This is a genomic window from Rhizobium sp. P2_G9, assembly GCF_056403475.1.
In genome coordinates, this window is sequence record NZ_JBFUFK010000014.1 from 24,490 (window position 1) to 48,013 (window position 23,524).

At 57.0% G+C, this 23,524-nt stretch carries 28 protein-coding genes and 2 pseudogenes; 14 read left to right on the forward strand and 16 right to left on the reverse strand.

Features of this window, described 5'->3' with window-relative positions; genetic code table 11:
• Nucleotide 1: 1 nt before the first annotated feature.
• Nucleotides 2-2,650: a DNA ligase D gene (ligD, locus tag AC1DYF_RS13320; protein WP_477877212.1), complete on the reverse strand. Its 2,649-nt coding sequence runs from the start codon at nucleotides 2,648-2,650 to the stop codon at nucleotides 2-4.
• Nucleotides 2,651-3,522: 872 nt separating this feature from the next.
• Here ligD (AC1DYF_RS13320) and ltrA point away from each other — a divergent pair.
• Nucleotides 3,523-4,860 (forward strand): group II intron reverse transcriptase/maturase, encoded by a 1,338-nt coding sequence (gene ltrA / locus AC1DYF_RS13325; RefSeq protein WP_477877213.1) that lies wholly within the window; start codon nucleotides 3,523-3,525, stop codon nucleotides 4,858-4,860.
• Nucleotides 4,861-5,027: 167 nt separating this feature from the next.
• Nucleotides 5,028-6,163, forward strand: a pseudogene (gene dinB / locus AC1DYF_RS13330) (DNA polymerase IV).
• Between the two features lie 366 nt (nucleotides 6,164-6,529).
• Here dinB and AC1DYF_RS13335 read toward each other — a convergent pair.
• From AC1DYF_RS13335 to AC1DYF_RS13355, 5 genes are all read right to left on the reverse strand, one after another.
• Entirely contained in the window at nucleotides 6,530-6,676 is a 147-nt protein-coding gene (locus AC1DYF_RS13335; protein ID WP_080581738.1) for a DUF1127 domain-containing protein, read from the reverse strand.
• A gap of 297 nt (nucleotides 6,677-6,973) precedes the next feature.
• On the reverse strand, nucleotides 6,974-7,252 hold the full coding sequence (locus AC1DYF_RS13340; protein ID WP_477877214.1) for a hypothetical protein: 279 nt from the start codon (nucleotides 7,250-7,252) through the stop codon (nucleotides 6,974-6,976).
• Between the two features lie 9 nt (nucleotides 7,253-7,261).
• The gene (locus AC1DYF_RS13345) at nucleotides 7,262-7,561 is read right to left on the reverse strand and encodes a DUF982 domain-containing protein (RefSeq protein WP_477877215.1); all 300 of its coding nucleotides are present in this window, start codon (nucleotides 7,559-7,561) and stop codon (nucleotides 7,262-7,264) included.
• A gap of 74 nt (nucleotides 7,562-7,635) precedes the next feature.
• The gene (locus AC1DYF_RS13350) at nucleotides 7,636-8,109 is read right to left on the reverse strand and encodes an Hsp20 family protein (protein ID WP_477877216.1); all 474 of its coding nucleotides are present in this window, start codon (nucleotides 8,107-8,109) and stop codon (nucleotides 7,636-7,638) included.
• A 157-nt stretch (nucleotides 8,110-8,266) separates the two neighbouring features.
• Entirely contained in the window at nucleotides 8,267-8,755 is a 489-nt protein-coding gene (locus AC1DYF_RS13355; RefSeq protein ID WP_477877217.1) for a hypothetical protein, read from the reverse strand.
• Nucleotides 8,756-9,475: 720 nt separating this feature from the next.
• On the opposite strand from AC1DYF_RS13355, the gene AC1DYF_RS13360 reads away from it, so the two are divergent.
• Nucleotides 9,476-9,682: a hypothetical protein gene (locus AC1DYF_RS13360; RefSeq protein ID WP_477877218.1), complete on the forward strand. Its 207-nt coding sequence runs from the start codon at nucleotides 9,476-9,478 to the stop codon at nucleotides 9,680-9,682.
• A gap of 33 nt (nucleotides 9,683-9,715) precedes the next feature.
• Here the strand turns inward: AC1DYF_RS13360 and ligD (AC1DYF_RS13365) are convergent, their stop codons facing one another.
• Nucleotides 9,716-10,765 carry a non-homologous end-joining DNA ligase gene (gene ligD, locus AC1DYF_RS13365; protein WP_477877219.1) on the reverse strand — a complete coding sequence of 350 codons (1,050 nt, stop codon included), beginning with the start codon at nucleotides 10,763-10,765 and terminating at the stop codon, nucleotides 9,716-9,718.
• Nucleotides 10,766-11,355: 590 nt separating this feature from the next.
• Entirely contained in the window at nucleotides 11,356-11,613 is a 258-nt protein-coding gene (locus AC1DYF_RS13370) for a hypothetical protein (RefSeq protein ID WP_477877220.1), read from the reverse strand.
• Nucleotides 11,614-11,911: 298 nt separating this feature from the next.
• On the opposite strand from AC1DYF_RS13370, the gene AC1DYF_RS13375 reads away from it, so the two are divergent.
• The 7 genes from AC1DYF_RS13375 to AC1DYF_RS13405 all read left to right on the forward strand — a co-directional run bounded on the left by AC1DYF_RS13375 (nucleotide 11,912) and on the right by AC1DYF_RS13405 (nucleotide 15,489).
• Nucleotides 11,912-12,190: a hypothetical protein gene (locus AC1DYF_RS13375; RefSeq protein ID WP_477877221.1), complete on the forward strand. Its 279-nt coding sequence runs from the start codon at nucleotides 11,912-11,914 to the stop codon at nucleotides 12,188-12,190.
• A 166-nt stretch (nucleotides 12,191-12,356) separates the two neighbouring features.
• Nucleotides 12,357-12,686, forward strand: coding sequence for a hypothetical protein (locus tag AC1DYF_RS13380; RefSeq protein ID WP_477877222.1), 330 nt, complete (start codon nucleotides 12,357-12,359; stop codon nucleotides 12,684-12,686).
• A 265-nt stretch (nucleotides 12,687-12,951) separates the two neighbouring features.
• Entirely contained in the window at nucleotides 12,952-13,248 is a 297-nt protein-coding gene (locus tag AC1DYF_RS13385; RefSeq protein ID WP_477877223.1) for a hypothetical protein, read from the forward strand.
• Between the two features lie 580 nt (nucleotides 13,249-13,828).
• Complete coding sequence (locus AC1DYF_RS13390) at nucleotides 13,829-14,050, forward strand: hypothetical protein (RefSeq protein ID WP_477877224.1); 222 nt, start codon at nucleotides 13,829-13,831, stop codon at nucleotides 14,048-14,050.
• A gap of 283 nt (nucleotides 14,051-14,333) precedes the next feature.
• A complete protein-coding gene (locus AC1DYF_RS13395; RefSeq protein WP_477877225.1) occupies nucleotides 14,334-14,567 on the forward strand; it encodes a thermonuclease family protein in 234 nt (77 codons plus the stop codon).
• 102 nt (nucleotides 14,568-14,669) lie between these two features.
• Entirely contained in the window at nucleotides 14,670-15,005 is a 336-nt protein-coding gene (locus tag AC1DYF_RS13400) for a YdcA family protein (RefSeq protein WP_477877226.1), read from the forward strand.
• A gap of 256 nt (nucleotides 15,006-15,261) precedes the next feature.
• Nucleotides 15,262-15,489, forward strand: a complete 228-nt coding sequence (locus AC1DYF_RS13405; protein WP_477877227.1) for a hypothetical protein — start codon at nucleotides 15,262-15,264, stop codon at nucleotides 15,487-15,489.
• Here the strand turns inward: AC1DYF_RS13405 and AC1DYF_RS13410 are convergent.
• The 5 genes and pseudogenes from AC1DYF_RS13410 to AC1DYF_RS13430 form a co-directional block, all read right to left on the reverse strand.
• Complete coding sequence (locus AC1DYF_RS13410; protein WP_477877228.1) at nucleotides 15,476-15,970, reverse strand: SOS response-associated peptidase family protein; 495 nt, start codon at nucleotides 15,968-15,970, stop codon at nucleotides 15,476-15,478. The genes AC1DYF_RS13405 and AC1DYF_RS13410 overlap by 14 nt on opposite strands.
• 163 nt (nucleotides 15,971-16,133) lie before the next feature.
• Nucleotides 16,134-16,574 carry a hypothetical protein gene (locus tag AC1DYF_RS13415; RefSeq protein ID WP_477877229.1) on the reverse strand — a complete coding sequence of 147 codons (441 nt, stop codon included), beginning with the start codon at nucleotides 16,572-16,574 and terminating at the stop codon, nucleotides 16,134-16,136.
• Nucleotides 16,575-16,919: 345 nt separating this feature from the next.
• Nucleotides 16,920-17,048 (reverse strand): annotated as a pseudogene (locus tag AC1DYF_RS13420) (DUF1236 domain-containing protein); the annotation flags it as partial.
• A 416-nt stretch (nucleotides 17,049-17,464) separates the two neighbouring features.
• Nucleotides 17,465-17,698: a hypothetical protein gene (locus AC1DYF_RS13425; protein ID WP_477877230.1), complete on the reverse strand. Its 234-nt coding sequence runs from the start codon at nucleotides 17,696-17,698 to the stop codon at nucleotides 17,465-17,467.
• A gap of 2 nt (nucleotides 17,699-17,700) precedes the next feature.
• Nucleotides 17,701-17,964, reverse strand: coding sequence for a hypothetical protein (locus AC1DYF_RS13430; protein WP_477877231.1), 264 nt, complete (start codon nucleotides 17,962-17,964; stop codon nucleotides 17,701-17,703).
• A 640-nt stretch (nucleotides 17,965-18,604) separates the two neighbouring features.
• Here AC1DYF_RS13430 and AC1DYF_RS13435 point away from each other — a divergent pair.
• Together AC1DYF_RS13435 and AC1DYF_RS13440 are read left to right on the forward strand one after the other, a co-directional pair.
• Entirely contained in the window at nucleotides 18,605-18,940 is a 336-nt protein-coding gene (locus AC1DYF_RS13435) for a hypothetical protein (protein ID WP_477877232.1), read from the forward strand.
• Nucleotides 18,941-19,027: 87 nt separating this feature from the next.
• Entirely contained in the window at nucleotides 19,028-19,396 is a 369-nt protein-coding gene (locus AC1DYF_RS13440) for a hypothetical protein (protein ID WP_477877233.1), read from the forward strand.
• 917 nt (nucleotides 19,397-20,313) lie between these two features.
• Here the strand turns inward: AC1DYF_RS13440 and AC1DYF_RS13445 are convergent.
• Nucleotides 20,314-20,607, reverse strand: a complete 294-nt coding sequence (locus AC1DYF_RS13445; RefSeq protein WP_477877234.1) for a hypothetical protein — start codon at nucleotides 20,605-20,607, stop codon at nucleotides 20,314-20,316.
• Nucleotides 20,608-20,779: 172 nt separating this feature from the next.
• Here AC1DYF_RS13445 and AC1DYF_RS13450 point away from each other — a divergent pair, with 172 nt between their 5' ends.
• Nucleotides 20,780-21,136 carry a hypothetical protein gene (locus AC1DYF_RS13450; protein WP_477877235.1) on the forward strand — a complete coding sequence of 119 codons (357 nt, stop codon included), beginning with the start codon at nucleotides 20,780-20,782 and terminating at the stop codon, nucleotides 21,134-21,136.
• A 402-nt stretch (nucleotides 21,137-21,538) separates the two neighbouring features.
• Here AC1DYF_RS13450 and AC1DYF_RS13455 read toward each other — a convergent pair whose 3' ends face one another.
• Nucleotides 21,539-21,889, reverse strand: coding sequence for a hypothetical protein (locus AC1DYF_RS13455; RefSeq protein ID WP_477877236.1), 351 nt, complete (start codon nucleotides 21,887-21,889; stop codon nucleotides 21,539-21,541).
• A 77-nt stretch (nucleotides 21,890-21,966) separates the two neighbouring features.
• Nucleotides 21,967-22,680 carry an IS6 family transposase gene (locus AC1DYF_RS13460; RefSeq protein WP_477877237.1) on the reverse strand — a complete coding sequence of 238 codons (714 nt, stop codon included), beginning with the start codon at nucleotides 22,678-22,680 and terminating at the stop codon, nucleotides 21,967-21,969.
• Between AC1DYF_RS13460 and AC1DYF_RS13465 the strand changes: the two genes are divergently transcribed.
• On the forward strand, nucleotides 22,618-23,442 hold the full coding sequence (locus AC1DYF_RS13465; protein ID WP_477877238.1) for a calcium-binding protein: 825 nt from the start codon (nucleotides 22,618-22,620) through the stop codon (nucleotides 23,440-23,442). The genes AC1DYF_RS13460 and AC1DYF_RS13465 overlap by 63 nt on opposite strands.
• The last annotated feature ends 82 nt before the right edge of the window (nucleotides 23,443-23,524 follow it).

Consider the following 23,524-nt stretch of genomic DNA (forward strand, 5'->3'; position numbering starts at 1 on the left):
CTCATGCTGCCTGCCTGGATTTCCCGAGACGTTTGATCGCCTGTTCCAGTGGCCGCTGGCCATCACAATAGTCCCGCCATGCGGACGTTTTCGCAAGCAGTGCAGGCACGGTGCGCACCGTAAATCGCTTCGGATCGAGGTCGGATTTCACCTGCGTCCAAGTCAGCGGCATCGACACGGTGGCGCCTGGCCGCGCCCGTGGAGACAACGGCGCCACCGCCGTCGCCATGCGATCGTTGCGCAGGTAGTCGAGAAAGATGCGCCCCTCGCGCTGGTTCTTGGCCATCTTGATCAAGTAGAGATCCGGATTGTGGCGGGCCATCTGCTCGCAGACATCATGGGCAAAGCTCTTCGCTATGTCCCAGCTGAGTTTCTTGCCCATCGACACGGCGAGAGGCGTCACTACGTGCAGTCCCTTGCCACCCGTCGTCTTGCAGAAGCTGACGAGCCCGAGGTCGTACAGCCGATCGCGGATTTCGCGGGCGGCTTCGACGACGGTGGAGAACTCGACATCAGGTCCCGGATCGAGGTCGAACACCAGACGGCCAGGCACTTCTGGCTGACCAGGCTCACAATTCCACGGATGCAGCTCGACGCCGCCGATCTGGGCGATGGCGGCCAAGCCTTCGACGCGGGCGATCTGCAGGTAAGGCTTCTTGTCGCCGAAGACCGTAACCAATTCCAGCAAGTTCGATGTCCCCGGCATGGCATGGCGCTGGAAGAATTGTTCTCCGCCGATTCCGTCCGGTGTGCGTATAATCGAGCAGGGGCGCCCCTTGATGTGGTCGATCAGCCAGGGACCGACGGCTTCGTGATAGCGGGCCAGATCGACCTTTGTCACCGGCTCTCCGTCACCAGCATCCGGCCACAGCGCCTTGTCGGGACTGGAGATCATGACGCCCATAACCTCCACCTTCGCGCCCTTGCGGAAACGCTTTGGCGCTGGTTTCGACGTCTCGGGATCGGGCACCTCAGTCTCGGAAGGTGAAGCCGGCTTCTCGGCCTCGACTTCTGCCGCCGGCTTATCTTCCCGCAAGCCCTTGAATGCCGCCTGCCGAACTTGGCCATCGGCCGTCCATCCGGCAAACTCAATCTCGGCAACCAGCTCTGGCTTCAACCAGACGATATCGGGACTCTTCTTCGGCGCCCCGATCCCTGTGAACGGCGATTTTGACGCCTCCATTTGCTGCAGCTTGGGGAGCAGCGTCTCGACGGTCTTGGCGCCATAGCCCGTACCGACCCGGCCGACATAGACAAAGTGATCGCCGCGATTGACGCCGACGAGCAACGATCGGAACTTGCCATTGGTCTTGGCATAGGCGCCGATGACGACTTCATGCCCTGCCCTGCATTTCGACTTCGCCCAGGTCTCCGTGCGGCCTGACTGATAGGGAGCGTCGCCCTGCTTGGAGACAATCCCTTCCAACGACAAACGGCAGGCAGATCTCAAAACTGCATCGCCACCGGTTTCGAAATGCTCGACGAAGCGCAAACGCGGATCCTCGCCGGCGTCGGACAACAGCGCCGCCAGCCGTTCCTTCCGTTCGGTGAGCGGCAGTTCGCGCAGGTCTTCGTCGCCGACGAATAGCAGGTCGAAAGCGAAGTACACCAGATCGTCGGTCTTTCCTTCCGACAGCGCCGCCTGTAGCGCAGCGAAATGCGGGGCGCCGTTTTCGTCCAGCGCACAGATTTCTCCATCGATGATGGCACCGGGAAGAGCCGAGGCTGACGCGGCGATGGCCGGGTATTTGGCCGTCCAGTCAAGACCCTTGCGGGTTTTCAGGGTTGCGTCACCATCCTCAATCCTCATCTGGATACGATAACCGTCGAACTTGATCTCATGGATCCAGCCATCGGCGGATGGCGGGCGGGCCAGGGTTTCGCAGAGCTGCGGTGGGACAAAATCCGGCATGGCGGATTTTGTCCGCCTGGCGGCAGCCGGCTTTTTCGTGGTCTTCACGCCCGCACTGCGCTTCTCCGCCGCAAGGCCGTGATTGCTGTCCCACACCGCATCCACCTCGACGTCGCCATTCTGCATCATGAATGGCTTGGGTTTCCTGCCCTTTCCGGACGCGATCGTCGACATCGTCCGGCTAGAAGCCACCGACGTATCGTTTTCCTCCAGGACGGCCGCTCCGTTCTCGTCGACCGAAAAGTCGTCATGATGCTTGATCAGCAACCAGTTGGTCCGCTTGCCGCCATCGCGATCATGGCGCATACGCACGAGGACGAAGCTGCCGTGCAGCCGCTTGCCCTCCAGCGTGAATTTGAAATCACCTTTGGCGAGCGCTTCCTCCGGCGACCTGTTACCTTCTGGCTCCCAGTAGCCCCGGTCCCACAGCATCACTGTGCCGCCGCCATATTGGCCTTTTGGGATGGTGCCTTCGAAATCGCCATAGTCGAGCGGGTGATCTTCTACTTCAACGGCCAACCGCTTGTCGTGTGGGTCGAGTGAAGGACCCTTGGTCACCGCCCAGGATTTGAAGACACCATCGAGTTCGAGCCGAAGGTCGTAGTGGAGACGGGTCGCATCGTGCTTCTGGATGACGAACCGCCGACGGTTCGACGGCTTCACCTGAGCTTCGCCGCCCGGTTCACCCGTTTTCTTGAAATCACGCTTGGCACGGTATGTCGAAAGATTGTCGACCATAAACTCCCGGCTCCCTCCTGCTTGTTGATGTCACAGGATCAGAACGCCTCGGCAGGCCAGTAGTTTCACCGCGTGCAAAGGTCGTGCAAATGGATCGTTGATATCGCCGCAAAGACTGCTATGTTCTCTCTTTGTTTCGGGCAAAGCTCTCACACCAGATGCCGAGCCTGCAGCCTATATTGCCGAAGCCGCCATGAACGATATGAGCAACATTCCGGTCCGGAAAATCGTCCACGTCGACATGGACGGTGCGCCGTGAAGGCGCGAGAGAGGTGAAATATGACTTAGCCATCATCTCTCAAGCTTGCTGATTTTCGACCGACGGTTGGAATGCCGTCTCGGCTGTAAGAGCAACAGCCGAAAGGGGGCCGAGAAGCTCGACCGGGCGTCGCCGGTTGGGTGTCATAAGCAGATCAGCCTCAAGTGTACCGGGTGCGAGCCACCACTCGTGGGCCGGGCTACCACAGTGTCTATGACGAGACAACGAAGTGAGCGCCCGGAAGCCTCTGTATTTATCCATACCGCTTCCACTGGTGTGTTGGCACCGGAGGTAACGCGATCCGAAGCGGCAGGGTTCAGTCCATCTCTGCTGCTGGGCACGAACATCGTGCTCGGGACAGGGACCGCTCTCTCAGCCCGTCCTCAGCATCGCCAGGGGTAGAGCTCACCGTCTAACGACACGAAGGTTGGAGATCGGAACACGGGAACTCGGATCGTTTGCCTGGCACGGAACCGGGCTAGCCTCGACGGCAGGAGACGGACGACACCGAGGGCGGAGCTTTCGTAGTAGTCGGAGCGCGGGAAAGCCGCGTGCAGGGCGAAGGGAAGCAGGAAGACGATAGAATTGCACGACGGAGGAGTAATCTGTGGACATGGATTATCAAGCCGACGAGGCTTGGGTACTCGGCGTTCAGCGCAGGCTCTATCAGCAAAGCAAGGCAAATCCCGAAGAAGCGTGGTGCGATCTATGGGGGTGGCTTACAGACGCCCGCATGATCCGTCACGCCTGGCGGCGTGTTTCCACGAATAAAGGAAAACGCTCCGCTGGAGTCGACGGGATCACTGTGGACCACGTTCGCCAAAGGATCGGTGAGCAAGCATTCCTTGAAGGCATTCGGAAGGAATTGCGCTCTGGCGCATATCGTCCGAATCCATCACGGCGAAAGCTCATTCCGAAGGCGGGCAAACCGGGGCAGTTCCGACCCTTGGGCATTCCCACGGTAAAGGATCGCGTCGTCCAAGGCGCGGTCAAAGCAGTTCTCGAGCCAATCTTCGAGGCTCAATTCTGGCCTGTCTCCTACGGGTTTCGGCCCGGAAAGGGCACACACGGGGCCTTGGAGCATATCCGGCTATCTCTCCAACCGCGCAAGCGGGAAGCGGATAGCCGACGGCACCGAATGCCATACAACTGGATAATCGAGGGCGACATAAAGGGCTGTTTCGACAACATCAACCACCACCACCTCCTGGAGAGGGTACGCGCACGCGTGGCCGACCGGCGGGTGACGGGGTTGGTCGGGCAGTTCTTGAAGGCTGGCGTTCTGGCCGAGGATCAATTCCTACGTACAGATAACGGCACGCCTCAGGGTGGGATCATCTCCCCGTTGCTGGCCAACATCGCACTGAGCGCGATCGAGGAACGCTATGAGCGATGGACCTATCACCGCACGAAAATCCGGAACCACCGCCTCTGCGACGAGGCGGCGGCGGCACTAAGCGCACGAGGACGGGATCGCCGGCTAGGACGCTGTGTGTTCTTCCCGATCCGATATGCCGATGACTTTGTCGTGTTGGTTTCAGGCTCGAAGGAAGATGCCGTCGCGGAGAAGTCCGCACTGGCGGATTACCTTCGGCGAACGACCGGTCTCGAACTGTCACCGGAAAAGACCAGGATCACGGCTGTGGCGGAAGGGTTCGAGTTTCTCGGATTTCACGTCGCTATGCGATGGGACAAACGATACGGGTATTTCCCCCGTATCGAGATACCCAAAGCAAAATCCGCTGATCTGCGCCACAAGATAAAGGTCCTCACCAAGGTCAATACGAACTTGGTGCCTCTTGGGCGGAAGCTCGATGAACTGAACTCAATCCTTCGAGGCTGGACTGGCTACTATCGCCACTGCGCCCGAGCCGGGAAAGTGTACGGCCATAGACTGGTTCGTGACACGCCGTATCTGGTGCTGGCTTCGCAAGAAGCGCCGAAAGGCTAGGGTGCGCGACATAATGCGGTCATTCGGGCCGAGCCGTCGCCGCCCGACAAGACGCGTCTGGCGAGAGGGTCTCCACGAGCAATATATTCTCGCTTGGACTCCTATCAGTCGGTTCCTGCTTGGCTGGATGAAAACGCCTGCATTTGCCATGTCTTCTGGAGAGCCGGATGCGTAACGAAAGGCGCAAGTCCGGTTCGGCGAGAGGCGATGAGAGACCACCCGCTGCGAGGCGGCTAGGCGCTCATCGCCTACTCTATCCGTTTTACGCGTCGGTCGAGCAGCGCGATAATCCGGAACTCCGGGGCAAGCCGCTGGCCGTCGGCGGATCGGCGGCGCGCGGCGTGGTGGCCGCCGCCAGCTATGAGGCACGGGCTTTTGGTGTCCATTCGGCCATGCCGTCGGTCACGGCGAAGCGCAAATGTCCAGACCTGATTTTCGTGCCGCCGCGCTTCGAGGTCTATAAGGCGGTTTCCCAGCAAATCCGCGAAATCTTCGCCGAAAATACCCCGCTGATCGAGCCGCTATCGCTGGACGAAGCCTATCTGGATGTGACGGAAAATCTGAAGGGCATGGAAATCACCACCGAGATTGCGCTGGAGATCCGCGCCAAGATCAAGCAGGTCACCGGGCTCAACGCTTCAGCCGGGATTTCCTACAATAAGTTCCTCGCCAAAATGGCCAGCGATCTGAACAAACCCAATGGCCAGGCCGTCATCACGCCGAAGAACGGACCAGGCTTTGTCGAAACCCTGCCCGTTAAAAAATTCCATGGCGTGGGGCCGGCGACGGCCGAGCGTAGCGCAAATACGGGATCGAAACCGGGCTCGACCTGAAATCGAAGTCGCTCGCTTTCCTGCAGGAGCATTTCGGCAAATCCGGTCCTTATTTCTATGGCATCGCGCGTGGCATTGACGAGCGCCAGGTCAGGCCCGACCGCATCCGCAAATCGGTCGGCGCGGAAGACACATTCGTCGAGGATATCGATGACCTCGAACACGCGAAGGCGGAACTGAAGCCGCTTGCCGAGAAGGTCTGGCGCTATTGCGAGGCACAGGGCATCAGCGGGAAGACTGTGACCGTGAAAATCAAATACTCGGACTTCACCCAGGCGACCCGCAGTCGGACGGCCACAGTTCCGTTCACAAGCATGGCCGATGTATTCGACGCGGCATCCGAACTTCTGGCAACTGTCTATCCCTTCAAACGGTCCGTGCGCCTGTTGGGTGTAACACTATCGTCGCTGACCAACGATCAGCCCAGCGACGCGACCGAGGGACAGCCGCAACTCGATCTCAATCTGTAGCAGGAACAAGGCCCTGAGAACGAAAAAGCCTGCCGCGGGAGGAGGTGCGGCAGGCTTTCCGAAAGAACCGAACAGCGGCTAGCAGGAGGAGTGCCGCTGTTCCGACAGACGTCCCTGGGAGGAGGAGTGGGCCGCCTGAAAATCGAAGCTTTGCGGGAGGAGGTGCATTGCTTCGATGCGATTAATCATACACCGATCGCGGACAGCGCCAATGTCTCATGCTGCACTGCAGCTATGCAAGGAACACAAGCCTGAAAGGTCACTTAGCGAACGAGAATCCAAGCGACTTAGACCCGCGAACTTGACGCAAAAACGCCCGCATCATCAGCGGGCGTAGAACAGTCTTAGATACCAGACGCTATGCGGTTAACGCGCGATCGATGCGCGGGCAACGCTGCGGATGTCAGCGCGGTCGATGCCGAGGTCCTGGAGTTCGCGGCCAGTCAAGCGTCCGAGTTCGGTGACGGCCTGGCGATACTTGCGCCAATTGTTGAAAGAGCGTGCTACGTTCATGATAATCCCCTTCCTGAAGGCTATGTGACGTCACCAACCCTGCTTGGTCCCGGCGTCGTTTCGATGATTGGAATATAGGCATTTCAATCGGTTTAAAACAGAGATAATCCCTCACCCCACCTATGCGCAGCACGCATAGGATTTCCTTTTCAACGGGACATACTGATTTTTAGGCCCCGCAATTAAAGGTCGTCGGACGCCGACGCGTGAAAGCGCCGTCTCCGGCAGCGCGATGTCCCGCAGGCGATCAAGCGGCTCGCCCAATCGTCGAAGCAGGCCGCTTGAACGCGCGGTCCGTCAGATACCATAGCGCCGATCGAGTTCTTTCAGCGCGGACTGTATCTCATCGATAGAAATCGGCTCTGGCATTCCCGGCACCTGCCGGAGGGCCGGCTTCGAATCGATAGCGTAAAAGTCGGAGGCCCATGCCGCGAGAGTCGTTCGCTTATCATCGACGGAAAGAGCCGGCGCTCTCACCACATCGATTGGCCGCTGAAGCTGCAGATCCTGAAGCAAGACCGCTGGTCCCATCGCCATGGCGCCGCTAGCCGCCTGCTGCAACATGTCGTGCGTCATCGGGCCACCTCACTGCACGTGTGGATCCCGGTCACGCCGCAGGCGTGAGGCCGCGATCATATTGGTTTCCGGCGCCAGCAGATCGTGTTTCTCGGCGAAGGCCGCAAACAGGCCACGCGCGGTTTCCGCATCAATCTCGCCACGCAGTGCCGCACTGCAGGCCTTGAGGGCAATCGCGTGCGCGCTGTCCCTGAGTGACGTCGGGCACTCGGAAAGATGCCGGTAGGCATCCATGACGCTGCGAACCTCCGCTGGGTAGCCAAGGCCGACGAGAATAGAAACAGGCTGTCTAAACAAATCGGGTTTCATCGCTCTCTCCTTCCCAACCCAGAATGTTGATGGGCGCCGCAGTGACGGCGCCCTTGTGGAGCGGACAATGCAGGTTAAGCCGCCTTGTGCGCTTCGATCTGCGCGGGAGCAGCAGACATCAAGCCAGCAGCGCTCTCGATCGAGATCTTGCGCGGCTTCAGTGCCTCGGGGATCTCCCGAACCAGATCGACCGACAGGAGTCCGTTGCTGAGGTCCGCCCCGTTCACTCTGACATGGTCGGCGAGTTCGAACCGGTGCTCGAACGGCCGGCCGGCAATGCCACGATGCAGGTAGCCCTCGGCAGCCGCTTCCTGCTTCTTGCCTGTGACTGTCAGTAGATTGGATTGGAAGGTGATGTCGAGTTCGTCCTGGGTGAAGCCCGCGACCGCGATCGAAATCCGGTAGGTGTCGTCACCGGTCTTGACGATGTCATAGGGCGGCCAGTCACTGATCGACCGGGCGCGCTGGGCGTTTTCCAGAAGATTGAAAACCCGGTCGAAGCCGACGCTGGAACGGAACAGCGGTGCATAGTCGTAAGATGTTGCCATAGCCATATCCTCCTTGAAGCAACATGGATACGGAAGCGCCGAAAGCGGCGCTCCCAGCAAGGCCAGCCCTCATTCAGCAGCTGGCGACAATCGATTTGGTTTTTGAGAATTTCGGATTCAAGAGCAGCGGCAGAAAAAAATTTGCTCGTTTTCGGCTTCAGCTGTTGGTTTCCAGCACGAATTGATCCACTTTGCCGTTTCTCGTTGATCCGGCAGTTAGCGCAAATTGATGATCTATTTCGGATCTTTGAGGGCCGCAACGTGGATCAGCGCGAAGCAAAAATACGGCTCTAGTTGAGACGAAAATCAACAGACGGGTGCTTGCGTCGAAAACCTGCGGAAAATCGATGGTCAGATCGGCGCTGTTTGTACCAGTCGCACCTTCGGCTGGTTGAAAGTCCCCACCGAAGACGATCTGATTGAAATTGCCCGTGGTGCCTGACGAATTCTCTGGATCGATGACCCAATCCTCTGTCCCGTTGAACAGAATGCTGCTGCCATTTTCCTGATAGACGCCATATTGGTGACCGCCGCCGTACTGCGACGGCAAGCCGGTGAATTCCTGATAGAAGGTGGAAAAGAAGGTCGAAAAATCGACACCTGTTCTATTGCCGTCACTGTCACGGGCGGTGATCGTGATTGTCATGCTCCTGCCTTCCTAACGGTCGTTCCGCACAAAATAGTTTGAACAACAGTATACGAGTTTGGCCGGCGTAGTAATGCCGCTGCCCCTATTCGCAATTCAGGACAGCGGCACTCGCATCGGACTGCTTCGTATTTCCAGTTTAGAAGCAGCGATAGGGACGGAAGCAGCCGCGGCGCCGGTGGGCTTTCAAGAACTTGCTCAGAAATTTGCCCTTGCCATAGGGCGACCGCTCGCGTGTGCCTGGATCAGCCAGACACGTACCACGTTCCAACGATGCCGAGAGCGATGAAGACCCCCCACGAAGGTAAGGCTTCGCCTAGAATATATTTTGTGCCGGCCCGCCCGAAGCCGTGCGTTGTCATCATCAAGATCAAACTCAGCGTCAAAAAGACCCATAGGACGCTAGCAGTCCAGCGACCGCGGCGAGTTGCGAGATATCCCGGCTGATTCTTGAGCGGTTGTCTCAAATTCCGCGCCACGTAAATGAAACCCGAGACGAGGTATGCGGCTATCCATATTAAAGCGGTCGCCATCGCTGGTCCTTCGGTAAATGTAATTCGCTACCGCATGTGTATCATAGATAAACCCTGCAGATGTGGTCATGATAACATTGCTTCCCGTGCGGTAGCGTACATTGAAACGCCGAATTTTCGTCGTAATCTAATCCCCGCACACGTGGGCCCATGAGGTAAGGGCCGGAGCTATAGGGAGGACTACCAGATGCCTATGAGTACCGCTCTGGCGGAAGCCGGAATCTTGCGCGCCGAGGAAATTGCCATGCTCAGCCATATCTATGAGGAAATCACCACTTCGCCCCGCTATCTCGGGGACAAGCCCACTCGCGAGGCGCTCGCCAGGAAAATTCTCCGGTTATACGAGTCGGGGGTGATCGACCCGAACGAGATCAAACGATACTGCTCGACGTAACGGCAAAGCACCCCCCGCAGTCGGAACGGCAAGTCATCTCTCGAACACATCTCCGGCGTCAGCCTTGTCTCGCACGCCCTTAAACGATGCGTGCCGAAGCTTGCCGTCGTCCGTCCATGCTCGGAATTCAATCTCGGCGACGAGCTCCGGCCTAACCCACGTCACGCTCGGTCGCTTCTTGCCGGTGTCGACCGCTGGCGCGGCAATGGCAATCTTGTCCATCTGCTTCCTGAGCGCCGTTGCGGAGGTGCCCGTGAAGCCAGTGCCGACGCCGCCGACATAGGCCAGACCGTCGCCTTGCCGTGTCGCCAGCAGCAGCCGGCCGATACCACCGAAGCCAGCCGTCGAACGCTCGTAGCCGACAATCAGGAAAGATTCGGACTGGACGCATTTGATCTTGAGCCAGTCACCGGAGCGGCCGGATCGGTAAGGACGATCATTGTTCTTGGCGATAATGCCCTCGAGACCGAGCGCGCACGCCTGCTGAAAGAGCTCGTCCCCGTCCGCCTCGATCGTCTCTGAGAGATGTATCGCTCCAATCCGTCCGCCGATAAGATTTTCGAGCATCGCCCGGCGCTCGTCTAGCCCCATTTGCGTCAGGTCGTGGCCGTCCAGATAAAGCAGGTCGAAGGCGTAGAGGATGACGTCACTGGACGCCCGCCGCCCACCACGCCCGCCGAATGCCTTCTGCAGAGCACCGAAATCCGACCGGCCCTGTTCGTCGAGCACGACCGCTTCGCCGTCCAGGATCATCGTGCCGGCGATCTGCCGCACTTCTGCGACAATTGCGGGGACGCGATCTGTCCAGTGCAGGCCGTTGCGCGACAGAACGCGGACCCGCTGCGGCTCGACATGTACAGCCATGCGGTAGCCATCCCATTTGATTTCGAATGACCATTGCTCGCCCTTCGGCGGCTTGTCGACGAGCTGCGCCAGGCACGGCTCAATTCTCGCCGGCATGGGATCGAACGGAAGTTCGGGCTGTTCCGGCCGGCGGACGCGCACAGGGCGCGAGGCAAGCGGCGCCTCGGTATCCCGCAGCAGAGGTGCGGACTTAGGATTTTTCGGAGGTCGCTTTGCCATACTGGCATTGCGACAGAAAATGTTTAAGAATAGCTGACGGCGCGTAAGTATGGGATGTAAGATGCCGTTCACGGGACAAGTGTTGTAGCCACACGAATTAGAAATAGTGCAGGCCGTATTTAAAACTATAGTTGCAGAACCGTGGTTCGATCAATCGGTCGCGACCGAAAAGGAATTCGCGATGTTCGTGCTCGGCGCCTTCCGCGAGGGCGCCACGGAACCTGACTGTTTGGAGGAATATTGCCGAGAAGTTGCCGCTTTACGCTACGCTCGATAATTTAGGGCGGGCAACGCTGTAGGCGCCATGCACCGAAAAGAAGCCCATCGCTCTCGGGGGATTGCGGTGGGCTTAAGAGGCTCGGCACCCTGGAGGGGCGTTGGGGCCGAACTGAACTTGAGCAATCAGCGCCGGCCAATTTCGAAGGTTCCATTGAACCGGCTAACGCTGGCCTGGGAGGAAAAGTGAACCCACATCGGAGCTCGGATCTGGTTTGGCCCATTTTTTGATCGGGCTGATCCCTGTCGCGATAGCCGCTGGCCTTGCGCATAAGTGGGGCTGGTTTGATCTGCCCTGAATATGAACCGAGGCCTCAGAGAATTTTAGGGGTCAGTACAACGACAACAGCTACAACGCCAACGACCCCGAGGAGGGACGTCCATACGATGCGGCTCCTGTGGCGGAAATTCCGGTCCTCGACTACATCCTTCAGGTGTTTGGCCATGTTCCCAAACTCGCCGCCTTGGCCATCATGGTGAGTGATCGATTCTTTCAGATCTTCGGTGCTCGCCTTCATGGCCCGGATGAGCAAGTCGGCAATACTCTCGCCTGGCTTCAATTCGAAGGCCATCCTTCCCCCGTCACTGTACAGCGCGCTCTTCCTTCCGCCATAGCGTTGCCGAACCGCAGCCTATTTACCAATTTAACTCGGCAAGGATGCTGGCAAACTTACCTTAAGAAATCGTGTTAGGCTTGACTTACGAACTGTCCGTGACGATCGACCAATTCCGTTTGCTCTCCGGCCTGCTGGCGCGCGGGTTGAACCCGGACGCTTGACTCTCGTCAGCTTCACCTCCAGCTTTCTCAGGCGTGGCGGCGCCTATCGATCGAAACTGCGGCCTGCGGGTTGGCCGACAAGGAGAACCCGCATGTCTTCCGCCGTTCGAATTCGTACGCTCCGCGACTTGGCGGAGGCAGGGCACTGGCTGACGATCTGCTGCGACCGAGAGACGCCACGTTGCCACCACAGCGCCCACGTTGACGTCAGGTGGCTGGTGCAGCGCGCCGGCCGAGACTATCCGTGCGACGCTGCATCAATCCAAAGGATCGGCTCGAAATGCACCGAATGCGGCTGCAGCAAGGTTACCGTCCGCAGCGCTGCCCGGGGAAAATTCGAGATTGAAGCCGACGAGGATCTGCCGTTCTAAGGCCGCCGCGCTGAAACCTCGCCTTGCCAAGGGTGAAGGCTTGCGGCTTGACTTTCTCGCCGGCGGTGCAAAGTTGCCGGAATTGCAGGAGGGAAATATGAGAAGTCGGACGTTATTTTTGCGACCTCTGCCGCATTATCCCAAAGTTGACAGCTAGGAGGCACAGATGAAAGAGGGGCTTTACAAGATTGAGTTTCAAACGCCGTTGGGCACGGGCACAGGAGTCGTATATCTAAGGGACGGACAGCTGTGGGGTGGCGATGCCGAAGCATACTATATAGGTTCGTATCGGGTCACGGACGAGGAAATCGTCTCGCACGTCTCTATCGACAGGCATTCAGGAAACCCTGACCTGACCCCTTTCATATTTGGCTTCGACAAAGTTTCTATTAAGCTGACCGGTAGGGCTGTCCTGGGAACGATCATGGCGACGGGTACATCCGATCAAGCGCCGGACGTAAGATTCGATTGCGTGCTTAGCTTTTTGTACAATTGAGAAAACGTATGATAGAGCCGGCGGGTATGTGTCATGCACATATCTTGCAAGTGTTGCCTTGACGGCAACAGCTGGACTCTCACCGGATAAATGTCACCGTTAAATGCTGTCGTTTGTGTTGGCACGGGGTGTCGACGATGACCTCAAAGAACGCCGAAACGGTTGAGGGCAATCCCGTTTTGGTCGTCTAACCGCGGCGGTGTTTGTACAGTGTTGATTTCCGCAGACCGGGAACAGCACAGCAAAACGTTCATTAGAGAGGAACATGCGAAAAGCTACGCATCCGGGCAATGGAAACGCCTCAATTGGCCGCAAGAGCAGGATGATGAGTGACAAACCAAGAGATGAGTTGTTCGTAGGAATGGGCATGTCACCCGAAGAGTGCAGCCTCGTGCCAACGACATTCGAAGAAATTGCTCGCCGACCATGGTGTGACAGATCCGATGCCAACGACGCCGAATTCGCCGAAATCATTCTTCGGACCTACCGCAGTGGCAAGACTGATCCCGGCCAGTTGCTCAACTACTGCGAAGCCATCGCCAAGCTCCGGTTTTCCCGCTGAATTGCCGTTTAGAGGCTGCCGTTCAGTTCGGACGCCATCGTAATCATCCTATTAGCGTGTTCATTGCAGCTTTCGAGCTCTGATCGCAGCGGCCACTTCCGGGGCGCCCATTTCTTCCGCCAAGGCTGCGCACGCTTCACGCTCACGCTCTATTGGAGTCGTGACCCTCCTCGGCAGCGGGAGCCTTTCCATTCTGAGCACCGCAATAACTTCTCCAGGGCCGCAGCCAACGTCTTTGGCGATCTGGAAGGATGTCAGCCCTGGATCTCGGTGGTATATTTCGACTATCTTATTTCGATGTAACATCGGGGGAGCCTCTCCCTATCGAGACGACTCACACTATAGCCCCATGCAGTTAATAGTTACATTAGACATTTGAGTTTCAATCAAATGACGAATGTCATCTTGCAGGCCGCACTTTGCCCGCTCGCAATGACATACCCCAACCAGCCTAGCACGATCATACCTCCTGAGAACGAGGCAATATCATATGGGCTTTCCTTGGTCTCCCTCTATCGCCTTACTGGCATTGGGCCAGAAAAGGATTAAATTGGATGAGGAGAAGCTGAGGGGGGTCGCAATGCCGTTTGCTGAACTAACAATGCTGCTTCAGGAAATCGAGGTCGTGCAAGATGTTTTTGAGACGGTAGTTGGTGAGGCCTGGTTTCACCGGACGATGTTCAACGAGAAGGAATTTGCAGAATTTGTTCTTCGCGGGTATCGCTCAGGTATTACGGATCGAGACCGCTTGTTCGTTTATTGTCACGAGGCTGCTGAGCTATTCTTCACCAAAAATGCTTGAGACTTAGGTTCTGCCCGGGCAAAGGCCCACCGCAAAGGGGCTCACGGTGGGCCTCGTACACGGCTCGGAGGCGAATACCTTGAGGGGAACTACGGTAAGCCGAGCCTGGCGTCTGAAGAAACAACGCCAGATGAACTTGAGCGTTCCAGGACCGTCGGATAGCGTACAGAACTAAGAATGCGGCCCGGATTTCGCAAGGCAGAGCTGGGCGGGAGCTTTATCCAGACCAAGAGCGAGTGCTGACAGAGATGAAATGCTCGCGACTTTGATCGTTTGCGCGCCCTTGGCCGTGGTCGACGGCGACACGCTGAAATGCGAAGGGCGGCTGCTCCGCCTTCTCGGTGAAGGCACGCCGTTCGTGAGCGGGATCGATGCCCCGGAATTGCGCACCTGGAAATGTCAAAAGGAACGGAAATTGGCGCATCTGGCACGCATGCGGCTCAAAGATCTGGTGACCGGGCAGACGCTGAAAATCGTTTCCAAGGGCAAAGACGCCACGCCCAAGCACCGTTGGTGAACGTCTATCTGCCGAGCGGAAAGGAAGTCGGACAGATCCTACTCAAGGAGGGCTTCGCTCGGCCGTGGCACCCGCACAATAAAATCGACTGGTGCAACTGATTTGTGGTGCATCGGCAGCAAACGTATTTGTTTGACTCTCGCCTTCATGGCCCTCGTGCCGGCGGCAGCGAAAGCGACAAATTACCCATGCAGCGGGAAGAAGGGTGGCGTCAATCATTGCCAGGGCAGCACCTTCATCGGCAACGACGGGTCGGCGAGCGCCAGCAAGAAGAACTGCTCGGCGGAAATGGGCGCTGTCGGCCTTATGCAGTCGCAGGAAATGCAGCCGACGACGGGCAAGGATTGCGCGTGCGATTCAGGAAAATATTGCATCGGCCCCCGCGACGGACGCTTCTGCTACGAGGATGATGGCCGGAAAAGCTACTTGAGGAAATAGGGCCAGATTTGAACAGTTGCACTGAATATTTTGAAACTTGGTTAGGTTACGAGGTAAGGTTACTTCGTAAAAGCGCTTGCACGACCTCGGCGCTCGTGTCCCCCTGTTCGTGCCGGGCGTGATGCTCGTTACCCCGATCGTCAGGCACCCTTGCCGTCACTCGTTGACCGTCCGGCACCTTCAACTGGCTATGAGCCGGACAAGCCCTTGTGGAACTTACGATTCCTGGCATCATTATCATGTCAGGAGCACGTCCATGAACCCGCCTAGACGCTTGATGCCTTACGAAGACTGCTTGCTTGATTGCGAGGAGGCGCTCGAAGATGACTTTCTTGTCCTGGTGGACAAGGTCTGCGACCACGGCTGGAACGCGGCTGAAATCGCAGTCGCCATTACCAGTCTGGCCGACAACCTCATCCTGAAGCTGGCCGCCGAAGATGAAACGTCGATGCAGATCCTGGCTGCGAAACTCAAGCGGCCTTAGGGACGCTCTCCAACCGGACAAGTTCGTCGTCCGGCAACGGCCGCTGAAGATGCTTCACGTCACTCCAGGGTTTCGTCAGCCATAGATCGATTTCCAGGTCATTGCGGAGAACGACGGGCATGGCTTTCTCATGAACCTCGCCGACGACACGGTTAGGGCTGGTAGTCAGGAACCCGAACAGGTCGATGGTTTCGAGGCCGGTTTTGATCTTTCGCACGGAAGTCCACTGCGGCACCCATATTCCGGCAAACCAGAACAGCGGCTTGTCTTCATTTAATGCAAACCAGGCGTTCGGCGTCCGGGCACCCTCAGGTTTGCTAGCGGGATCAGGTTCGGCGAATTCTGTCACTGGGACGATGCAGCGGTTTTCGACGCCTGACCTGCCTCCGAACTTGCATCCAACGGCGATTAGAGTCTCGGCGGGAAAGCTGCAATATAGGAACGTCGGAACCATGCTCCAGAGCAAGCTGCCATCGATCAACGGCGGCTTCACGACCACAGGAATGACATATGGCGGTGACGAACCACGCGGCGGGCAAGTCGCCGAATGTGATCCTTTTCGCAGCCTCAGAAGCGGCCAAGAGTTCGTTTAGCGTGAAGCCAGTGAAAGGGCCATTGCCGTACAAGAGGCCGCCACAATCAAGCTATTGCTTAACAAGCCTGAGCTTGGGGGGTTGAATTCCATGCCGTTCGCGCAGGCCCGCTAGGTACCACTCGGTTAAGTCCTCACCACGGTCATAGTCACGCTCGAACATCGCCCGCTGATGAGGATTGGCGCGCCTTCGCTCGTAGGCCTTCTGGACTTCATCCGGATAATCAATCAGATCCATGTCGTCCAGGTCTTCGATGTCCATATCCATCCAGTCATAGGGCAGTTTCTGCCAGAGAATGACACGGGAGGCCAAGTAGGCGCGAACAATCTCCTCGTCGCTGGCAGTGGCGACGAATGCGTTCCATTCCTCCTCAGCCTTGTCGAGCATTGCAGCGACTTCCGGCGCTCGTGCCTTCATCCTGTCGTACTCAGCTTCGGTCATGTGCTCGCTATATTGGGAATAGGGGCCGATTGGTTCGTATTTGTCAGACATTGCCATTTCCTTCCGTGCCGAGCTATGTTCTTGTTTTGTTCACGTCATCGCCAATGAGTCAAGAGCCCTGGAGTTGAGTGGCTTAGCAAGAACCAGGCAAGCATCTGCCTCATTGACGCTGCTACACAAAACTTTGCCTGCAGCGCGATTCGCCCGATCACCAAGGGTGTCGCGGGGACTTATCCTGTCATGCCTTCTCGCGGCATCGATCCTATTCGCGGCCCAGCCTCGCGTTGTAGCTACGTCAGGTCGCAGCGCTTGCACATCTCATAGCGAAAGCCCGCCACAGGGGCGGGCTCCAACCATCGGACATTTGGAACACTATTCCTGATATTCGCGCTTGCGAATGACTTTGCGGGGCTCATGATTCCGATCGACGTCCTTGCCGAGCGTGTATCCTGCGACACCACCGACGACTGCACCGACCGGGCCGCCCACGACAGCGCCAGCGACAGCGCCACCGACCAAGCCAGTGTTCTTGCTTGGCGTCACATCCCGACCATCCTTGTCGCAATTTTGGGAATTCGCAGCGTTTCTATCGCACGTGACAGAGCCGGTTTCCATTCGATCGATCGTGACATCGCTGTCGTGGTCGTTGCTACTATTGGAATTGAATCCCGAACGCGGATTGACTCTGCCGTCATTGTTATTGTTGTTTCCAGCGAAGCTGGCATTCGAGCCCATTAGACAAGCTGTAGCGAGCGTTGCTGCGACAGTATATTTCATAAAATGGTTCACAATATTTTCCTTGCGGGCTTTTATTAGTCCCACGTTTCTGACGCAGCCTAGAGAATAACGTTGCAAAATAAGAATTTATATTTTTACGTCAAAGGTTGAGTGGAGAGATTTTCGAGACGATATTTTAGGTTTACTGGTCGCGCCGGTAAAACTTAAGGCTGATCCCCTTCCAGCTTAGTCGCATCCTCGATCGCTGCGGTACCTGCTACGGGCGGTGGTTGTTCGCGATCCGATGTTTCAATCGGCCGCTCTGCCTTCATCGCCTCGTCATTACGAACGGGTGTCGCGCCGCTGTCGCTCTTGGTCGACGAAGCTTGGCTGGAATCTGCATTTTTTGACACGACCGGTCCGCGGGCACCGACTTCGTGACGCTTGTGTTCTTTCAAGATTACGATCCTTCCGAAGTAGATATGGATGAATGCCGCAACCCACCGTTTCCGAATTTCGTGAATGCGATGTTACGGCAGTATTCTTCAAGTGTGTCCGGATCCATTATTCCTTTTCGATATGAATCCATGACGAGGACAGCAAACTGCTCGCGCCTGTCGCAAGAAACGGTGAACCATTGCTGTGATGAGATTTCCGAGAACACTCGGTGAACGACGTCAAATTCAATCGGGGTGAGAATGCCGCTGCCGATGGGGAAAGACATGAGCGTCCTCCTATCCTGGGGCGAAAGGCGCTACCTTCCCGCCACCGACGCCCTTTGAACGTGCCGATGATGTCGACAAGGTGGGCGGCAGCCATCGAGTTTACAAGGAAGGGTACGGCACCGTACAAAAGACCAACTTGTGGAGGGGTTCTTGGCTGCTCAACTGGCGGGTCTGTTCAGGTTCCGCTTCGGTGGTTCCAAACACAGCAAATCTGGTCGAACGGTACGGTTTCGCACATTCGCAGTCAGGAGACGCAATTTTGCTACGTTTGGTGTCGGAAAGGCTATTGTGTGGATCGAGCTTGCGCGGCGCACTCGCGCGGTATGCTGAATGCGGGCGATTTTTTCAAAAGCTAACGCAGTTTGGTCCCATCCTCCGGGGCCGCCCGCTTACGTCGTCAAACTGCATCAGATGTCAACGAAACACCCATTATTTCTGGTCGTCTACATCTTCGTTTCGCTGATCGCCTTGTCTGCGCTGACCGTGTCGAGCCGTATCTGAACAGATTGGCAATTGAGTTTGTGGAAAGTCTAAAATGATTTTGATGGCCCATTTGATCTGAGGGTGGGTGCCTTTGCTGGAACTGTGACGAAACTGTATTGTTAGTCTTCCATGTCGTGTTTTCTCTGAGGCGTGCGCATGGACAAGCCGCTCGAAATGTCACTTGCATTTCTGGAATTCGCAGTCAGGCACGGGGCCGATGCCGATGCTGATCGGATATTGGATGCCGGTGCTGACTTTATATCGAAGTCGCGCACCTTCTCATCGTTGCGTGGTATTGACCCAACGCCTATCCAGACGCTGGAAATCCAACTTCGAGAATTGTGGTTAGCTCTTGTTTCGGGCGGCAAAACTCGCGTGGCAGTCGCTCGAAACTCGACACTGAAAGCTATTTCCAAGATCAGGGACTCCACATGTATTCTAAGCTCGGAGGCCTATGAAGCCAACTTGCTAATAGAGCTTCGCGCGATGTGACCCGACGCGACGGCCGGCCGTTACCAAGCATTAACTGGACTTCGGCCTGAAATGAGCGCGTTATCGTTGCTCACAGGAAACCAGTTCATGTATCTCAAAATCGCGGTCGTCGCCGTCATCGTCGTCGCTGCCGCAGCTTATGTCGAATCAAGAGTTGCCGCTCGTCGGTATCAGGATAGCTCCGCTGGGTTAGAAGCGGCCCGTGTGGCTTCCGTTGCTAATGTCGCTGCGGAGGCGCTTGACCACCGCATTGACAAGCTCAGCGATGACAGGTGCTCAGGTGTCGGGCGCGAGGCTATCCACGCCAACAAGGTGAAGCCGATCATTGTTCCAGAGGACATGGCGCCAGAAATTCTCAGCGATATAAAGCTCTGCTTTCAACGCGGCATCATAAGTCCTAATGTGAGAGATGATCTCGCTGCCGCCGGGCTTTTGAAATTCGCCGAAGCACCGTAAAGAGTTCTAGGGGCGGTGCTGCTGTCTCTGGCGTCGAAAAGGATCCCGTGCATCTAGGCGAGCCGTCGACAGCACCCTCATTTGAGATCCGGTGTTGCTGCAATTAGCCGGATGATCAGAATGACCGACAGCATCCCAGTCGATGAAATCATCGATTACGGCATCGACGAGGGATTTGCTTGAGCGAGATTCAGGGCGCCTTGGTTCATGCCAGCATCAAGGAATGGATTTTGCACGTGGGCGAAAATGTCCACTTGTCGCAGGCTGGGTATCGGCAGATAGGGTCGGCGAACGACAATTAATCGGACTTGCGGCCAAAGCTGGCGATGATGACGTTTCCCTCGACACGCCGGGCTGCGGGCTTCTCCTTCCTAGGCTTGCGCTTTCGCTTCGCAATTGTGAGGGCGACCTCATTGATGGCCCGACGGCTTTCTGACAGCTCCTGTTGGAGGGATGTTATTTGTCGCTGAAGCCTGTCAATTGCGGCCTCATGTTCCCTGCGCGAAATCCATCTCATGACAATCTGCCCCCGATTGTTCCTAAGTTACGATATAGATAACGGGTTAAGATGTTTCCCTATTCCGCCTGCCTGAAAAGAATTCGGTCAGACACGGATTGAGCCATTCCGTGCCGATGAGCCAGTTCAAAGGTCCGCCTCCGTGTAAGCACGCGTGCTCGCCAGCTGCACCTCACGAATGACCATTTCGCTAGTCTGCATGATCAATCCTAATCGGCGCCCTTTCCGCCCCATACGGTGGGTATCTAATGAGGCGCGTTCTTTTGTGGCCACGGAACCAGCCGAGAGGAAGCGCGTTACAAGCACGTGTTCCCCGACACACCCACCCCGACGTTCCTCCCAGTCGTCGGGTCGAGATTTTGGCCCATCTCGTGTCCCTTCCCGGGGTGGGCCTTTTTTCTTACAATCTGGTCACAGTCGAGCCGATGCCGACGCGGTCTTCGTCAATTTCGCGCTGTAATCGTTCTTTTTCGCGTTCGACTCTCAGCTCATCGGCATCACCCTCGAATTTGGTGGTGCGCAGGTTAGTGGCTTCGTCAATGAGGGCGGTCAGCTCGTCCTTTGTATAGTCGGATAGATCACGGTTCTTGCCATGGTTTGTTTCCTCGCGATTGTTCTCACCGTAAACGCACAAACATGCGGAAAAGTCTCCGGTGGCAGTGTAGTTCTTGCGGGGAAGTGTCAGACTGGGCAATCAATTTTGACGTATACTTTATTAACGATGCCTGCACTTTGAGCGGAACTATACAGCCCACCGCCGATTATTAATTTGTGCGTCCCCTACGCACTGCTCCCGGTTCCGCTCGCCCCCCCTCGCGCACCGGGTAAATGTTGAGGCCCGCACCGTCCGCCGGTACGGGCCTTTTTTGTTCGACATCACCATCCGAAGCAGCTACACAGAATTGTCCGCTACCGGACATTTAGCCCAGCATCGCATAAACCATGAAACCCACGGGGAAGGTATGCTGATGCAGGTAAACCTCTATTTGCAGGGCGAAGTCACGCCCGTTGCATACGACTACGGCATGGACGTTGACGGGGTACTCACTCCATCGCCACGTCTGGCGACGCGAAGCAAGGGCATCTGCCTCGTCGTGCTTCAGCGCGGAGCCGTGGTGCCAACGGCACGGCAGCAGGACACTATCAACACTATTCAGACCATCAACCCGAATTGGGATGTTAGGTTCTTCTTCCAACGCGTCCCCGCTATGGCGGCCAATTGATATCGCACCGTACTACACCTCACGCCGGGACAAGACACTTTCGGAACATTCCAAGTCCTTGGCTGTTATGCGGCCAAGTTGATGCTCGGCTCCAACGCCCCCCCGAGAGCCGAGCGATGAAGAAGCCCATCGCCAGCCCCTCGGCGATGGGCTTTTCATTGCGTCAACGCCATCACCGAATGCCACAGGGGCTCGTGCGGGAAAGACACAGCCATGAAAATTTCGCCGGAGTTGTGGTGCGCCAGACACCGCAACGGCACTATGCCCATTCGAGGCCAGAGCGGCCGAACCTGCCTCCGCTCGTGTCTGCGGCTTCACGGGTGAGGAGCTGATCTCCTGGGCAACTGGTCAAAGCCGTGTGGGTGAAACGGATCAATCTTGTAGAGCGGCGTACACATTCCTTTATCGATCATCTCCATTCGTTGCTGTGCTTCGATGCCCTTCAAGGTCATCAGGGTCGCCAGCAGGAAAAATGCCGGAACAACGAGGATGACAACATTCCACGACTCCTGAAAGCTCCGGACCCAATGTATGACCAGAAACACCAACCCGATGAACGAACCAGGCGAGATTGCGTTTGATCCACGCGAGATAAAACACGTCTGTCGTCTCGCCGAAAAGGAAGTGTGAGGCCTTGAATGCGCCTTCCACGACCACAAAGAATGCTAGGAGCGGACCAAGCCGTTCCAGCCATTCCCAAACCCGTTTCCCTGGTCCTCTCAGCGGCGCGAGCCATCGATCAAGATTGGTCATCTCGTTGCCCCCTGTGATCGGCAAGGTGGCGTCGCCTTAACGAAGCTTGAGACGCGGTAGTATCTTCGGCCTGAGTTTCACGCATGAAGCGACAAGGCGATTTCCCGCCAGGTCGAGATGGCGCGGGTGCGAAGCTGGCGATGATCGGCGGCGGTCAAGCATTTGCGGTGAAGAAGAACCAGATTGGCGATTTGGCCGTGAGTTGAGACGAAACGCTGACATTGTCGCGCGGACTTGAAGCGCATCATTCGCCACTCTCGCCGCCGTAGCGGCAAATCGGAATTCTCTGCTCGGTTGTTCAATCCCTTGTGCGAGCGATGCTCGACGCCCGGTATCAGTTCGACCTTCGCGGCCGAGTAGGACCGCAGCTTGTCGATCACCATCACGCGCGGGGTAGTACCCTGGTCCTTGAGCAGCTTTCTCATCAGACGCAGGGCTGCTGCCTTGTTCCTTCGGCTTTGCAGCAGGGCATCGAGGACGTAACCGTTGGCATCGACGGCGCGCCACAGCCAGTACTTCTTTCCCTTGATCGTTACCACCATCTCATCGAGCTGCCACTTGTCGGCAAAGTTGCCTCTTGAGCGCCGTCTGAGCTGATAAGCGAACTTCAACCCGAATTTAGTAGCCCATTCCGAGACGGTCTGGAATGAGACGCTGATGCCGCGCTCCGCCAACACATCCTCGACGTCGCGGAAGCTGAGCGGAAATCGATAGTAGAGCCACACTGCATGGGCAATGATCTCAGCGGGAAAGCGGTGGCGTCTGAAGTGGACAGATGGGGCTTCGGTCATGAAAACCCGAATATCAAATCGATCCCAACCAGTCGGTTAAGGCGACGCCACCCGGTGATCACCAACCACGGTGAGATCGATTCTTATTGGGGAATCGATGCCCGCGGCGAAAATCTTTCGATTACCAATACAGGGACGATCAACGCGACCGCATATCGCCTCGATCTCGGCACCCGGACCGCAGATGTGCACAACTCCGGCACGATCTCCGGGGGAGCGGGTATAGGTATTGGAGTTGTTGGCTATTTGGATGGCGCCGTGACCATCGCAAACACCGGCACCATCAGTGGCCAGGCTTGTGGCATCCAGACCTTCTATGGCGACGATACTGTGATCAACAAGGGAATCGTCGACGGCAAAATCGATCTTTATGCGGGCGATGACCTCTACGACGGCAAATACGGCGTGGTCCACGGGCTCATCGATGGCAATGTCGGAGACGACCACCTGAAGGGTGGCAGCCAATCAGACCAGCTTTCCGGCGGCTTGGACCACGATGTCCTGACGGGCCGCGGCGGCGCTGATGTCTTCATCTTCTCCACGGGATTCGATGCCGACGAGTTCACCGACTTCCAGGCGTCCGGCAACGATCACGACAACATCGATGTCAGCGTGATGAAGGGGTTCGGCAGCTTCGGCGATCTAAAGGGGCACATGCATGAGAACGGCGGCGATGCTGTGCTCGACTTCGGGCACGGCGACGTGCTGACCCTTGACCACGTCAACTTTCACGACTTGTCGAAGGCCGATTTCCTGTTCTAAGGCCGCCCCGACGGCGCCTCATACAGTTCCGCTTGTCTCCATACCGGCCCAAGCGTGCCACTTCCATCCTCTCCGGGACCTC